Annotated in this window: 2 protein-coding genes; both read right to left on the reverse strand. The window is 37.6% G+C overall.

Features of this window, described 5'->3' with window-relative positions:
• Window positions 1-14: 14 nt before the first annotated feature.
• Window positions 15-4,655: a type I polyketide synthase gene (locus tag IEW26_RS07615; protein WP_188591929.1), complete on the reverse strand. Its 4,641-nt coding sequence runs from the start codon at window positions 4,653-4,655 to the stop codon at window positions 15-17.
• Window positions 4,648-17,514: a non-ribosomal peptide synthetase gene (locus IEW26_RS07620; RefSeq protein WP_188591930.1), complete on the reverse strand. Its 12,867-nt coding sequence runs from the start codon at window positions 17,512-17,514 to the stop codon at window positions 4,648-4,650. The genes IEW26_RS07615 and IEW26_RS07620 overlap by 8 nt, the downstream gene beginning before the upstream one ends.

Consider the following 17,514-nt stretch of genomic DNA (forward strand, 5'->3'; position numbering starts at 1 on the left):
ATCCTCCTTTTAAATTATTGAGATGAGAATCCTGACTCAAGCTCTTTCTCAATATCTTCATCTTCTAAAGATTCAATTTCTATTAATAAGCTTTCCAGTTCATCATCATCTAAACTTTCTAATTCAAACTTGGAAATCCAATCAGCGATTTCTGCAATACTCGGGATTTCAAACAATTGATTAAGCGATAATTCTACTTTGAATACCTCTCTTAGACGTACAAGTAATTGAATAGCTAACAAAGAATGCCCGCCCAAATCAAAGAAATTATCATAAATACCGATTTCATTCATTCCAAACAATTCTCTCCAAATAAATGCAATATCTTCTTCCACTTTATTCCTAGGAAGCATCTGATCATTAGATATTTGAGCTTTATTTGTTTTTGTTGCTGCGACTGTACCTAATTGTTCGAATGTACTTTCTACTCTCCATTGCTCATGCTGTTTTATCATGAGATTTAAGTTCTCAGTCGTTACAGCCATTTGTGGCTGTTGTGCATATAATGTGCGGAATAAAGCATCAATTCCTTCTTCAAAGGACATTCCAAAAGTTTGACGATTTTCTTTTAGTTCGTCATGAAGCTTAATCGCAGTAGGCATTTCCTCATCTTGCCAATCATCAAACTGCCACTGCCCCCAGTTTATCGAAATGACTTTTCTGTTTTTATTTGAATATTGATAATGTGCGAATGCATCCAAAAAACTATTTGCTGCTGTATAGTCAACCTGACCAAGTCCACCATAAATTGCGGATAAAGAAGAAAAAAGGATCATAAAGTCAATATCCTTTTCTCTTGTTAGCTCATCTAAAATAAAAGCACCTTTTATTTTTGGAGAAAATACACTCATTGCCTTTTCAAGATTCTTCAGTTGAATAAGACCTGTTCCTGGAACACCAGCAAGATGAAGAATACCGTTAATATTTCCGAAATTTTGCTCCGCAACAGCTATCACTGAGCGCATTTGATTAACATCTGTTACATCTGCTTGAAACGTCAATACATCAGACCCTAATTCTTCAAGCTTTTGTACTTTTTTAATGCGTTGACTAATACGATCTTCGTCACCATGAATACCAATGTATTGCTCCCATTCTTGTTTATCTGGTAAGCCAGTGCGTCCAATTAGTATAAGCTTTGCTTGAAAAGTCCGAGCCAGTTTTTCTGCGATTGCGAGCCCTATTCCTCCAAGACCTCCGGTCAAAAGATAGACTCCATTTTTACGCCAATATTTCTCCTCAAAACCAGTCTTCTCAAGCGGAGTTGACTCAAAAGATTTTTTCCATCGGTAGTTGCCTCGAAATGCTACAACTTTATCATCGTTTGATGATTGAATTTCTGAAACAAGTTGTGCTATTAAACGTTGTTGTCGACTGTTTTCTTCTGGCAATATAGAGAAATCGATATGCTTGCAATCAATATTCGAATACTCTTGAGGTATAACGTGAACAGGTCCTGTAACAGTAGATGCTTCAGGATACAATACATCGTCGCCTAAAACACTTTGTACATTATTAGTAACAACCATTAGGCGAATTACATCTGTTGTTGAAGTTCCAAATGCCTGGGCCAAATACAACAAGCTATTAAAGGTGAGTTCTTGTGCCTTTTCAAAATCTGAAAAACACTTTGAAGTTTCAGGTAAAACTTTTATTCCCCACATATGCAGGATCGTCATTGAAGATGCATCAAAAGATTGAATCATCAATTGATAATCATTAGGGTTTTTAGGATTAATACTATATTGATTTCCGTCATGTTTAAAAGATTCCCCAGCTTTTACTGTTATGACATTTTTGAATTGAGTTTGTAATTGCTCTATTGCTTTGGCATGTAGTCCATACTCATCTGAAAAAACAAGCAACATCTCATCTTTTGTATCTCTGACCTTAGCATGAATAGATGATTGCTTCCATACAGGCGTATAAAACCATTTTGAACGATCTAATTCTTTACTTACTAATTTTTGTTCATTTTGGTTCGCGATGGCTACTTGGTTTGGTGTCACCCAGTATCGTTGGCGTTGAAATGAATAACTTGGCATAGGAATTCGATAGCGTTTCTCATTTGGATATAATGCATTCCAATTGATAGCTACTCCATTAAGCCAAAGCTTTCCAACTGCATTCATTAAGAATTCCATGTCATTTGCCTTTTTTTCCTTGGCTTGACGCATCGATATAATAATATTATGTTTATCCATCTTACTCATATTCGCTAACACACTTAGTGTACGTCCAGGCCCTACCTCTAAAAGAACAGGCTTATCTTCTAATAAAGTTTCAATTCCTTCAGAAAAACGTACGGTTTGTCTTAAGTGCTGTGCCCAATATTCTGGATTGGTAGCTTGATCTGATTGAATCCAGTTTCCTGTTACGTTGGACACATATGGTATATTAGGTTCATTCTTTTTTATTTCTCTTACTAAACTTTTAAAAGAATCTAGAATAGGATCCATCATTTTAGAATGGAAAGCATGACTTGTTCGTAATACAGTAGCACTAACATTCTGCTCTTCCAATATTAATTGAAGACTCTGAATCGACTCGGTCTCTCCTGAAACGACACAAAGTTCTGGACCATTAATAGCAGCAATGGATAAATTGTTTTTCAATAGCGGAATCACGTCTTCTTCTGCCAGGGAAACCGCCAGCATAGAACCTTGTGATAGACTCTGAATTAATTTTCCTCTTTCTGTAATTAATCTCAATGCATCTTCTAATGAAAATACTCCAGAGAGACAGGCAGCTACATACTCGCCTACACTATGTCCAATCATAGCGTGTGGCTTAACCCCCCAAGCCATCCACAGCTTAGCAAGTGAGTATTCAATTACAAATAAAGCTGGTTGTGTGAATTGTGTCTGTTTTAGCTTTTCAGCAGACTCCAATACATCTGCATCATGAGGGAAAATTATTGATCGAATATCGAAACCTATATATTTCGTTAATATTTGGGCGCACCGATCAACTTCATTACGAAATATAGACTCGTTTTGATATAATTCAAGCCCCATATCTACATATTGAGCCCCTTGACCAGGAAACATAAACACAACAGGTTGTTCCGTCTTTGAAATCTCCTGCGTGAAAACACGTTTAGAATCTCTATTTTCCAAAGCTTGTATGGCTTCTTCACGACCACGACAAACAACTATTCTTCTTTTCTCAAATGCATGACGACCAATTTGTAATGTATACGCAGCGTCGGCTAAATTAATGTTTTTCTCTTGAATCAAATGATTAAGTAAACGATCGGTTCCTTCTTCAAGGGCAGCATCCGTTTTAGCAGACAAGGGCAGCAACTTCCATTTACCTGAATCAAAAGAAGGCTCTACAAGAGGTGCTTCTTCTAATATTACGTGTACGTTCGTCCCGCCAACTCCAAAAGAACTCACACCAGCTCGGCGAGGTTCCTCGCCCTTTGGCCACTCTGCCAGATTTGTATTTACATAAAACGGACTACTGCCAAAATCTATATTGGTATTTGGTTTATTAAAATGAAGACTAGGAGCTAATTGTTTATGTTTTAGAGATTCGACGGTTTTAATTAAACCTGCTATACCAGCAGCAGCATCCAAATGTCCAATATTTGTCTTTACACTACCTATTGGGCAGAACTGTTTTCTGTTAGTTTCAGCTTGAAAAGCTTGAGTCAATGCAGCTATCTCAATAGGATCTCCTAACGCTGTTCCTGTGCCATGCGTTTCAATATAACCAATCGTTTCAGCTGATACATCAGCTACTGCCAATGCTTCCTTAATGACTTCTGCTTGTCCATCTATACTAGGTGCGGTATAGCCAATTTTCATATCCCCATCATTATTAATTGCCGAACCTTTGATAATGGCTTGGATAGAATCACCATCCTTTATGGCATCTTCTAAGCGTTTCAAAACGACAATGCCCATACCACTACCAAATACTGTTCCCCCTGAGTTGTCATCAAAAGCACGGCAGTGCCCATCAGGGGAGGAAATCCCCCCCTCTTGATAGAGATATCCCTGCCCCTGCATAACTTTTACAGTTACTCCTCCTGCCAAAGCCATGTCACATTCGCTATTTAATAAGCTTTGACATGCCATATGCACTGATGTCAAGGAGGTAGAACAAGCTGTTTGAACATTTACACTTGGACCCTTAAGATTTAATTTATATGATACTCTTGTTGTCAAAAAATCTTTATCGTTTCCAATCATCGTTTGAAACTCGCCTACAGTTTTAATGAGGTCAGGATTAGAGAGTAAGTTGATTATCATATAGGTATTCAAAGCTGCACCGCCAAAAACACCTACTAATCCATTGTATGTTTCCGGATCATACCCAGCATTTTCAAGTGCTTCCCAAGCGCCCTCCAAAAATATACGTTGCTGTGGATCCATCATTTCAGCTTCGCGTGGGGTGTATTTGAAAAAATCCGAATCAAAATACTCTATATTGTCCAACATAGAGTTGGCATTTACATAGTTGGGATCCTTGATCGTATCCTCAGACACACCAGATTCCATTAATTTTTCAGGCGTATGGAATGTAACAGACTCAACGCCATTACGTATGTTATCCCAAAAAGTTTGGATGTTTTCAGCTCCTGGAAAACGTCCTGTACTACCTATGATGGCGATTGCGGATTCATAAGATTGCTCAAAATCACTCATTTTGGTCCCCTCGCTTCCTTTTAGTTTGAACACGTTGTTGTCTAAGTTGTCTTTGTTTCCTTTGCTCTTCCTTACGATTATTTACTCGCGCCATTTTGTCTTCCCTGCCATTCGGCTCACTTTTCCCATGCAGAGTAGCATTAACTAAATCTTCTATAGTTGGATATCTAAACATGTGTAAAACAGGAACAACTTGACCAATTTCTTCGCTTAACTTGCTGCAAACCTTTACTACTAGGAGAGAGTGCCCTCCTAAATCAAAGAAATTGTCCTTTACTCCAACCTTTTCTATGCCCAATACCTCTTCCCATATGCTAGAAATAGTTCGTTCTAGTTCTGTTAGCGGAGCTGCATACATGGCTGTAGATATAGGTGAATTCTGAGGTGCAGGTAACGATTTTCGGTCTACTTTTCCTGTTCCAGTTAGAGGAATCTTTTCTAACTTTATGAAGGTGAAAGGAACCATATATTCAGGTAAAAGTTTTTTAAGATACTGTCTGAAATCTGTATTATTATCTTGCTCACTCGTTACCATATAAGCTACCAGATTTTTTTCGCCCACCACTTCTTCGCGAACTACAACCGCACATTCTTGAACCTCTGGATGTTGTGCAAGCAATGCTTCGATTTCACCAAGTTCCACCCTATAACCACGAATTTTCACCTGGTCATCGATACGTCCTAAAAATTCGATTTGGCCGTCTTGATGATAGCGTGCTAAATCTCCACTATTGTAGATTCGAGTGTTAAGTCCCTCATCAAATGGATTAACTATAAATTTCTCATCAGTTAAATCGGGACGATTAAGATATCCTCTGGCCAAGCAATCTCCTGCAAGATACATCACGCCTGGAACACCAACTGGAACTGGGTTTAATTGATTATCCAGGATATATACTTTTGTATTGTCGATAGGACGTCCAATATATGGCAATAAAGGCCAGTCATTGGGATCATCTTCCAGAACCATAGCAGTAATAACATGAGTTTCAGATGGTCCATACTGATTATGCAGTGTACAGTTGTTCAAGCTCTCAAACATTTTCTTTATACTAGGTGTGACTTTTAACTGTTCACCTGCAGTAATGACCTCTTTTAAATGTGTCGGTACAGGTGCAGCTTTATTGACCAAAGCCTCTGCAAGCTGTTGAAGAGCAATAAATGGAAGATAAATTCTCTCAATCTTCTCACTATCAATATAGTTTAATAGCATTACTGAATCCCTTCTCACTTCTTCTGAAACGAGTATAAGTTCTCCACCAACACACAAAGTCGAAAAAATTTCCTGATACGATACATCAAAGCTCAGTGATGTGAACTGTAAAGTTTTTATTGGACCCAATAATGCAGAGTTTTTGGTCTGCCATGTAATCAAATTAGCAAGCGTCAGATGAGGAACAGCTACTCCTTTCGGTATCCCTGTTGAACCAGAAGTGTATATTAAATATGCTAAGTCTTCCATAGTTACTTTATTTGATAAATTGTCGCTGTTCTCATTAGCAATATTCTTCCACTCAGAGTCTAAGCAAATCATTTTCGCAGAAGTTAGCGCTGGAACCTTATCCATTAATGTTTGGTTTATTAAGACCATTTTGACTTTAGCATCATTTATGATAAAGGCCAGGCGTTCTTCTGGAAAATTCGGTTCCAAAGAGACGACAGCTCCGCCTGCTTTAAAGATAGCAAGTACAGCTATTATTCCTTCAATAGATCGTTCCAAACAAATACCTACGGGGGAGTCTACTTCTACTCCGAATTTTCGTAAATAGTTTGCCAGCTGGTTCGCCCGCTGGTTTAGTTCACGATAAGTCAGATATTTTCCGTCTAAAGAAAGAGCTTGAGCATCTGGTGTCTTTCTCGCTTGTTCTTCAATCATATGATGAACGCTTTTCTCTGCCTTGCTGTTTGAGATGCTATCATTCCATTCTCCCAACAGCTGAAGCTTTTCTTGCTCACCTAGCATTGGAACTTCTCTAATCGCTTGATTAGGATTTCCGCCTAATTGTTCGAGTATGATTTTCAAATGACTAAGCATACGTTGAATTGTTGATTGATCAAATAAATCTGTATTGTACTCCATAGCTATTGTCATTCCTTGCTCTGCTTTTTGAACAAATAGCGTTAGATCAAATTTTGATGTCTTATTATCAACACTCATCAACTCGAAATTCAAACCATCAATAGTAAAATTATGCGACGAAAAATCTTGGTAAGCTAACATTACTTGGAATAATGGAGACCGGCTAAGATCACGGTTAGGCTGCATCTCTTCTACCAATTTTTCAAAAGGAAGATCCTGATTTTCGTAAGCTTCTAATGCAGTAATCCGTACCTGTCTCAATAATTCTGCAAAACTCATACTCCCCTCGACTTGTGATCGCAATACTAAAGTATTGGTAAACAATCCGATCATGTCTTCTACCTCAGCCATTGGACGATTGGCAATAGGTGATCCGACTAAGATATCTTCCTGATAAGTATAACGATAAAGCATCACTTTAAATGCAGCCAACATTGTCATGTATAAGGTAGCATCTTCTTGAGCACTCACTTTTTGTAATGCCTTCAGTAAGGATGAAGATAGATTTATTGACTCATGGGCTCCGTAAAAAGTTTGCACAGGAGGACGTGGTCGATCCGTCAACAGTTCTAAGGACGGTGGTATATTTAGTAGCTTTTGTTTCCAATAGCTAAGCTGTTTATCCATAACTTTATTTTGTATCCACTTTCTTTGCCAGTTCGCAAAATCAGCATACTGTACCGTCAAATCTGGCAGATAAAAATCATGTTTATTATTTGCTCTGGCTTCATAATGTACAGCTAAATCTTTCGCAAACACATCCAATGACCACACATCAAAAATGATATGGTGAACGGTAAGAAGTAAAACATGTTGGTCTGGTTTAGAGCGTATGATCGTTACTCTCAGTAATGGTCCAGTACTCAAATCAAAAGACTTTTTAGAATCCTGTTCAATAAATGAATGTATCTGAATTTCTTGCTCAATATCAGAAAAAGATTCAAAATCAAGTAGATTTATATTCAAATCCATTTCAGAATGAACATGTTGCAATGCTTCCCCATCTACTTTTGCAAAAGTGGTTCTCAAAATTTCATGACGACTGATAATATCATGAAAAGCCTTTTCCAAAGCTGGGATATTAAGTTTTCCTCTCAAATAAAATGCAATCGGAACATTATAAAATGCACTATTGGATTCTAATTCATTGAGGAACCATAAACGTTGCTGTGCAAACGATAATTGTAGCGTTTCCTGATCAGACCTCAACAAAGATTCTGGAAGTTGCAATATCGGATCATCCACATCGATTTCTGCTATCTCCGTTGATAAACTTGCTATCGACGGATTCTCGAACAAGCTCCTCAATGGAATCTCTATTTTGAGTTCTTTCCGTATACGCGAAATGAGTTGTGTAGCCAATAATGAGTGTCCACCAATTTCAAAGAAATTATCATGAATACTCACCTGGTCTATTCTCAAGATGTCACACCACATATCAGCTAATTGTTTTTCCATCATTGTACGAGGTGCTTCAGATTTATTTTGTGGTGATAGTTCCAATCCATGTTGCCCATCGAGAGCACGTCGATCTATCTTCCCATTTGGTGTTAAAGGGAATTTATCCATCATTATTATTGCCGAAGGAATCATATAATCTGGTAAACTTCTCTTTAAAAGATTCCGTAAAGATTGATAATCAAGCTCTGATCCTTCTTCTGCTTTAATATAAGCGACCAACCGTTTATCATTTAAAACATCCTCGCGGACAACAACAACAGCTTCCTTAATACCGGTGTGAGCGAGTAACACATTTTCTATCTCTCCTAGCTCAATTCGAAATCCTCTAACTTTCACTTGATTGTCGATCCTTGATATAAACTCCAGCTCACCATTCTCTCGATAGCGAACAAGGTCACCCGTTCTATACATCCTTGCACTTGACCTATTACTAAATGGATCTTCCAGAAATTTTTCTTGCGTTAATTCTGGGCGGTTAAGATATCCAACAGCGAGACCCTCTCCACCGATGTAAAGCTCTCCGGGAACCCCCACGGGTACAAGCTGAAATTGATGATCTAGGACATATAAACTTGTGTTAGCAATTGGGCGACCTATTGATACCCAATTCCGCCCTGACTCAACCTTGGAAATCGCAGAATAAATAGTTGTTTCTGTTGGCCCATAGAAATTCCAAACACCTGCACTTCTATTTAGAAGCTGATTTGCCAAGCTTAGCGGTAGTGCCTCTCCTCCGGTTAGAACTTTTAATTGTCGATTACCACTCCAACCTGCCTGTATTAGCATTTGCCATGTAGCGGGGGTAGCTTGCATCACTGTTGCTTCGCTTGTTATTAGTAGCTCCGCTAGCCTTTCTCCATCTGTGACTTCATCGCGGCTGGCGATCACGACACATGCACCTTGCATCAACGGCAAGTACAACTCCATTCCAGCGATATCAAAGGAAATGGTTGTAACAGCTAAAAATCTATCCGTGTTCTGCAGCTGCAGGTGCTCATTTGTTGCCAATAAATAATTCGTCAAAGCTTCGCTACGAATTTGGACTCCTTTAGGTTTTCCGGTAGAACCTGAAGTATAGATGGTATAAACTAACGAATCTTGAGGCCGATAACACTTCAAGTTAGAGTCATCCTGATAACAAATTTGTGACCAATCACGATCAACATATACGATCTGTGCCTTATGTTCTGAAATTCTCTTTTCCAAACCTGTTGTTGTAAGTATTACATTAGTTTTGGAATCCTGTAGCATAAAGGAAATTCTCTCTGTTGGAAAAGATGGATCGAGTGGCACATACGCTCCTCCAGCTTTGAATATGGCAAGTAGAGAAACCAGCATTTCCAAAGAGCGTTCCATATATACTCCAACCAGCACTCCTGGTTTTACGCCAATTGATTGCAAATGACGTGCAAGCTGGTTGGCACGACTGTTTAAAATTTTGTAAGACAACGAATCTTTGTCAAATACAGCAGCTATCGCTTCAGGAGTTTGCTCAACTTGTTCTTCAAAAAACAGATGCATACCCTTATCTAGCGTGTAATCCTTTGAAGTAAGATTCCAGTCTACGAGCAACTTTTGCTGTTCTTTGAATGGTAGTACTGGGAGACGACCAATACTAAGTTCGGGTTGGTCGATAATCCCTTCTAACAAAGCATTGAAAGAATCTGCCATCCGAGCAACGGTATTTTTTTCAAACATATCCGTATTAAATTCAAACACAGCAGTTAGCCTATTATTTTCCTCTGCGATAAATAGAGTTAGATCATACTTAGACGAATTAGTATCAATCTCTATTTCTTCTATATTAAGTCCAATAATTTCCATCTTTTTGTTGGATATATTCTGAATAATAAACATAACCTGGAATAATGGTGAGTGACTTAAGTCTCTTTCTACTCTTAATTCCTCTACTATCTTCTCAAAAGGAACATCCTGATTAGCATAGGCTTCTAATGCTACCTTACGTACCTGTTTTAACAATTCAAGATATGACATCTCTCTCTTAATTTGCGTTCGCAAAACCAACGTATTTACGAAGAGACCAATTAAATTTTCCAAGTCTTGATGATTTCGGTTTGTAACAGGAGATCCTACTGAGACATCTTCTTGATCACTATAACGAAAAAGTAAAACCTTAAAGGCTGCTAACAAGGTCATATATAAGGTAGTGCCTTCTCTTACGCTTAATTCTTTTAGCAAACCTGCTACTCTTTCTGGAATTTCAAATCGAAAGATATCGCCAGCATAAGTTTGTACAGATGGACGCTGACGATCTGTTGGCAATTGCAACAACAGAGGTTGATCTTGAAGTTGCTGTTTCCAGTAGTTAATTTGCTTTGTTATTTCTTCGTTTTTTATCCATTCTTTTTGCCAAGCAGCATAATCCGCATACTGAATTGGTAATTTTGGAAGTTCTACAATTTCATTTTGTAAATGGGCCCGGTATAAAGTAGATATTTCTCGCAGAAGAATATCTTGTGACCAACCATCCGAAATAATGTGGTGTAAATTTAACAATAAAATATGCTCATCAGGTTGAAGTCGAATAATACTTGCTCGAAAGAGCGGGCCTTGACTTAAATCGAACTCATTCATTACTTCTGCACGGATTAAACGTTTTAATTCTGTTTCTTGATCCTCTAACGTTTCATCAGCATGGTCAATGAATGAAATTTTTATTTCTTTACGAGGGGCGATCACTTGCTCTATTTGATCTCCATCCCCTCTGAAAGTAGTACGTAAACTCTCATGTCGACTGATGATAGTGTTTAATACCTTTTCTAGAATAGAACGTTCTAGTTCACCAGAGAGCCTTAAAGCAAGCGGTATATTATAAACGTACTTATTCTTCGATTCCATTTCATTGAGAAACCATAGCCTATTTTGAGAAGAGGACATTGGTAGTTTTTGTTCTCGTGAAATGGCTTGAATAGAAATTTCATTTGCCGTTTTCTTACTCATATCGATTTGTGAAGCAAATTCAAAGATAGTCGGATAATTAAAAATTGATTGAACAGGCACCTCGGCTCCTACCGCATTTCGTAAACGCGAAAGCACTTGTATTGCTAGTAAAGAGTGACCTCCCAGTTCAAAGAAATTATCATGTATACCTACACGTTCAAGCCCAAGTACTTGGCTCCATATACCTGCTAGAATTTCTTCCATAGGGTTTTGTGGTGATGTGAATTCACTATTTCCAACAACATCCTCTGACTTAGGATTGGGCAATGCAGCGCGATCAATTTTTCCATTTGGAGACAATGGGATTTCGTTCAAATTTATTAATGTACTAGGCACCATATATTCCGGCAAAATCTTTCTTAGGAATTGACGTATTTCGCCTGAGTTAAATGATTCACCTTGCTTCAAGACGATATAGGCTACCAATCGCTGATCATGCTTATGGTCTTCTTTAACAAGTACTACACACTCTCTAATTAAAGGGTGAGACTCTAATACCGATTGAATTTCACCTAGTTCAATACGTATCCCTCGTAACTTTATCTGATCATCTATACGTCCTAAATACTCTAAATCTCCATTCGGCAACCAACGCACTAAATCTCCAGTACGATACATACGCTCAGTTGGATTCCATGGTGCATAGACAAATTTTTCTTCAGTCAAAGCTTGCTTATTAATATACCCCTCTGTTAATCCTAAACCTGAAATACACAATTCTCCTGGAACCCCTAAAGGCTGCATTTGTAATTTCCCATTAACTACATATGCAGTAGTATTTGGCAAAGGTCTTCCGATAGGAATACTTGATTTCGGAAGTTCTTCCTTAACTGAATAATTAGTGGCGTAAATAGTAATTTCAGTTGGTCCGTAAAGATTGACAAGTTCAACCCCTTGTAACACCTCAAAAAACATTTTCGCGCTCTCTTTTTGCAGTGCTTCACCTGCTGAAAATACATATCTCAACGCAGGCAACTTCTCTTGAGTCTTATCCTTTAATCTCTCTAGAAACGAGTGCAACATAGAAGGTACAAAATTAACATGAGTAACTTTATAATCTTTAATGGCCTCAAATAAACGTAAAGGATCTTTCTCATCTTGTGGTTTTAAAATTGCAAGTTTACCGCCCCCAGATATCCAACCAAAGATCTCACTAACGGATACATCAAAAGTAAAAGGGGTTTTTAGAAGATAAACATCGTTTGATCCAAATGGATACAGTTGCCCCAGTACGTTTAAAATATGCAACACATTTCTTTGTGTAACCATTACACCTTTTGGTTTACCTGTTGAACCAGAGGTATATATTACATAGGCATAATTACTCAATCTATTCATCGGAGCAGGATTATTAGCGTTGCCTTGATAAATTCTTTCATCCTCCAGGTCAATAGTATCTCCTGAAAACAAGAAATCATCTTGCCAATTTTTTTGGGTCAAAAGCAACTGTACTTCACTGTCATTCAGCATATATTGAATGCGCTCTTTCGGTAAATTCGGTTCGATAGGCAAGTATGCTCCGCCAGCTTTTAGTATTGCCAAGATGCCGACAATCATTTCTAATGAGCGTTCTACCATTATTCCAACAAGTTGATTATCTCTAACGCCAAACTTGTGTAGATGATTAGCCAATTGATTAGCACGTTCATTTAATTCATGATACGTAAGTTGTCTATTACCATAAACGACCGCTAATGTGTCTGGGCTGTGTTCAACTCGACTTTCAAAAAGATCCGCAAGTGATTCATAAGTTACCTTTGCTTCTTCTCTAATATTCCAATCCACAAGAAATTTTTGTTTCTCAATCTCAGTTAAAATTGGAAGTTCACCAATCATACAATTTGGATTACTAACTATTCCATTAAGAATGGTAAGGTAATGTTGCGTCATCCGGGAGATGGTTTCATCATCAAAAAGATCAATATTATAATCAAAAGATGCTTCAATTTTGTTTTCATTCTCTGTAATAGCTAAAGATAGTTCGTATTTAGCAACATCCGCTTCTAAGTCTACTGGCTCTAACACTAGTCCTGATAGAGCTAGTGCAGGTGCTGAGGAATTAAGCATTGAAAACATTACCTGGAAAAGTGGTGAAGTAGATGTATCCCTATTAGGTTGGATCTCTTCTACTAACTTTTCAAAAGGTACATTTTGATTGGAAAAGGCATCTAATGATACTTCGCGTACATGTTGAAGGAACTCTCCAAAGCTTTGCTCACTGGATATATTTGTTCTGAACACAAGAGTGTTCACAAAAAATCCTATCATCTTTTCAACACCCTCATAATTCCTTCCAGAAATAGGGGAGCCGATCAATATATCATTTTGCCCAGTGTAACGATGTAGCAGAACCTTGAAGGCAGCAAGCAACGTCATATTTAAAGAAGTACCAGTGTGTTGACTTAATTGTTTTAACTCCTTATAAAGTTCGTCCGATAGTTGGAAGCGTTTATTTTTCCCACGAAAGGTTTGATTTTTAGATCGTGGCCGATCAGTCGGTAATTGAAGGACTGGAAGTTCCCCCCCTAGCTGCGTCTTCCAATATGCCATCTCTTCGTGAAGCTTGCTTCCATGCATAAGTTCACGTTGCCAAACAGAAAAATCTACATATTGATATGGCAAATCATTCAAAGGTGCAGTCCTTCCATGTAATATAGAATCATATAACACAGCTAGTTCTTGCAAGAGAATCTCATTAGACCATGCATCCGAAACTATATGATGTAGATTTAACAGTAATATATATTTTTCCGTTTCTAGTTTTATTAGTGACACGCGGAATAGCGGACCTTCACTAAGCTCGAATTTATGACGAGCCTCTTTTCTCAAAATAGTGTGTGCGATTGTATCTCGCTCATCCGTCAAATTATCTGATAAATCAATTATATTTATATTTAATTCCGTTTTGGAGTTAATTAACTGAACAGGTGTTCCATCAATATCTTTAAAGATTGTTCGTAAACTTTCATGCCGGTCGACAATTCGAGATAAAGATTGTTGTAAAACTTCAACATTAAGATTCCCTTGGACATTGTACACTAATGGTATACTGTATAAATGGTTTATATCAGACAACTGATCCACAAACCACAAGCGTTGTTGAGCAAATGAGAGCGGTAGATTATTATGACGTTCAATAGTCCTAATCCCCTCTAAATCCCAGTTGCTTTTTTTCGATATTTGATCAATTTGGCCTTCTACAAATGTAGCTAATTCTGTAATTGTTGGATAATTAAAGATATGTCGTACATCTATTTGAATGTCAAATTCTTTTCGCAAACGTGAAATTACACGCGTTGCGACCAATGAATGCCCTCCTAGCTCAAAGAAATTATCATACATTCCGATTCGGTTAATACCAAGAACCGTTTGCCAAACCTCAACTATTTTTTTCTCAACATCAGTGTGAGGCAAGATATCGTCTTCGCTCTCTTCAACATTAATTTCTAGAGCTGATAAGGCTTTGTAATCAACTTTACCGTTCAAAGTTAACGGTAGGCTCTCATTAGTAAGTACAATGAGCGGAATCATATATTCTGGAACATTTTCTTTTAAGTAAGAAAGCAAATGTTTAATAGAAGCCTCTCTTTTTTCTGCCGTAACCACATATCCAATTAGACGTTTATCACCAGATGTATTTTCTTGAACTGTTACAACAGCATCTTCTACATCAGGATAGTTTTTGAGTACTGCTTCAATTTCACCAAGTTCAATCCGAAATCCCCTAATTTTCACTTGTTTGTCTGTCCGACCTAAAAACTCTATATTTCCATCAGCTAAATAGCGAACAAGATCGCCTGTCTTATATATACGACTTGTCGAAGCATCATTAAATGGATTAGGTATAAACCTTTCTTCTGTCAAATCTTTACGTCCAAGATACTCTAATGCAAGGCCGTCTCCACCAATATACAATTCGCCAGGTACACCAATTGGAACTGGTTGGTACCAATCGTCTAAAATATATACTTCTGTATTTGAAATCGGTTTACCTATGGGTACAGTCTTACTGATTTGATCAACTCTATCCATCGGGTAAAAGCAGGCAATGGTAGTACTTTCGGTTGGACCATATGCATTTATAAGGCGACAATCATTTAAGTTCTCTAATACTTTACGGGCATGAGATGTAGATAACACATCACCACCTGTAAACAGTTGACCAACACCCTTTAAATCATCTAAATGGTAATCTACCATTTGATGGAACAAACCTGTTGTAAGCAGTAAAGTAGTGATTTGATAATGCTGTATACTCTGCCCCAATTCTTCAAGTGAAGTTAGAGCATATGGATAAATAACCAGTTTAGCTCCGTTTAGCAGACTACCCCATATTTCAAAAGTAGCAGCATCAAAGGAGATGGTAGCAAATTGAAGTAAAGTCTCTTTATTTGAAAGACTTACATAGTTTGAATTTTTAACTAATCGTAAAACACCACGGTGAGGTATTACTACCCCCTTAGGTTTACCTGTAGATCCAGAAGTGTAATTCACATATGCAGGAGAATCACTATTCAACTCATGAACTGGATTCGATTCACTACATTCTGACACCTTATCCCACTCAGTATCTATTTTCAGCGTAAACCCATCGTTGTAGAAGGGCAGTTTGTGAACCATATCGTCTTCTGTAATTAAAAAGGTTACTTTTGCATCATCAAAAATATAACGTAGTCTCTCCTCTGGATAAGATGCATCCAATGGCACATACACTCCGCCTGCTTTAATAATACCGAGCATACTTGTAATCATTTCGATGGAACGTTTAACACATAGACCTACCAAACATTCTGGTTGAACTCCATTTTCTTTTAAATAGTGAGCTATTTGATTAGCACGCTTATTTAATTCATTATAAGTTAGCGTTTTATCTTGATACCTCAGTGCTATAGCATCAGGATTCAGAGCTACCTGTTGCTCAAATTCATCTTGAATACATTTATTTCGAGGGAACTCAGTGGCAGTATCATTCCATTCCAACAGTATTTGGTTCGTTTCATTCTCTGATAACATACAAAGTCGACTAATTTCCTGATCTGGATATTGAGCAACACTTTTTAATAAGTTTAAAAAATGATTTGCCATACGCGAAATGGTCTCATTCATAAATAAATCAGTATTGTATTCGAAAGTAGCTAGTAGTCCATTTTGATCATTAGCAATCGATAAAATCAAATCGAATTTTGCTGTTGAAAATTCCAAATTACGAGGAGTCAACATTACTCCTTCTAGCTCTAGTGGCTTGATTGTTGAGTTTTGATAATCAAGCATAACTTGGAAAAGAGGAGAATATCCCGAGTTGCGCTGCGGCTGAACTTCCTCCACAACCTTATCAAAAGGAATATCCTGGTTATCAAAAGCTTCGTATGCTACTCTCCGAGATTCTACCATAACATCCCTAAAAGTTGATTTTTCCGTTACATTCAAACGCAATACGAGAGTATTTACAAAAAAACCTATTAAATCTTCAGTTTCCTTTTGATTTCTTCCAGCAATAGGTGTCCCAATTAAAATGTCTTTTTGAAAGGTATAGCGATATAAAAGAACATTATAGGCAGCTAGAAAAAGAGTAAACATGGTAGCATTTTCTGTTTCACTTAAATGCTCAAGTTTATTAATTAATTCTTGTGGAATGGTAATACTCTCTTGACTACCACGAAACGTCTGATTTACAGGACGAGGATAATCAGTATGTAATTGCAATACCGGGAGATCTCCCCCTAGTTTCTTCTTCCAAAATTCCAACTGTTCCTGCGCCTCTTCTCCCTCTAACCAATCATTATGCCATTCAGAAAAATCAGCATATTGTAAGGTTAACTCAGAAAGATCTAATGTCTCCCCTTTAGAATAAGCAGCATAAAAAGCTGAAATTTCATCATGGAGAACTTTCATTGACCAACCATCAGATATGATATGGTGCATGTTCCAAAAAAGCACATTGTGGTTAGAATTCACTCTAAATATCATCGCTCTAAATAATGGCCCTTTTGTTAAATCAAAAGCTTTAGAGACCTCTTCCTTTAGCAATGAATCCAACTCTTGCTCTTGTACCTCTATAATAGACATTTTCATCTCTACGGTAGGATGAATAATTTGTACTAGTTCATCTTCATTTTGTGCAAAAGTGGTCCTGAGAATTTCGTGACGCTCTATAACATGTTGAATACTTCTTTCCAAAGCTCCTAAATTAATAGGCCCCTTTATATCCAAAGCAGAAGGAAGGTTGTAGACTGTGCTCGGATTAAGTTCTTCAATGAACCAGAGTCTTTTTTGACTTGAGGACATCGGAAAAACAAAAACATCGTTAGTCTTTCCATTTAACTGAATACTGCCAAGAGAATTATTATTTGGGTTCAT

Source organism: Paenibacillus silvae (assembly GCF_014639235.1).
GTDB lineage: Bacteria > Bacillota > Bacilli > Paenibacillales > Paenibacillaceae > Paenibacillus > Paenibacillus silvae.

Bases quoted from the DNA above. Each gene is read 5' to 3' on its own strand.
- IEW26_RS07615 (WP_188591929.1), bottom strand. From the start codon at position 4,655: ATGAGTGATTTTGAGCAATCTTATGAATCCGCAATCGCCATCATAGGT.
- IEW26_RS07620 (WP_188591930.1), bottom strand. From the start codon at position 17,514: ATGAACCCAAATAATAATTCTCTTGGCAGTATTCAGTTAAATGGAAAG.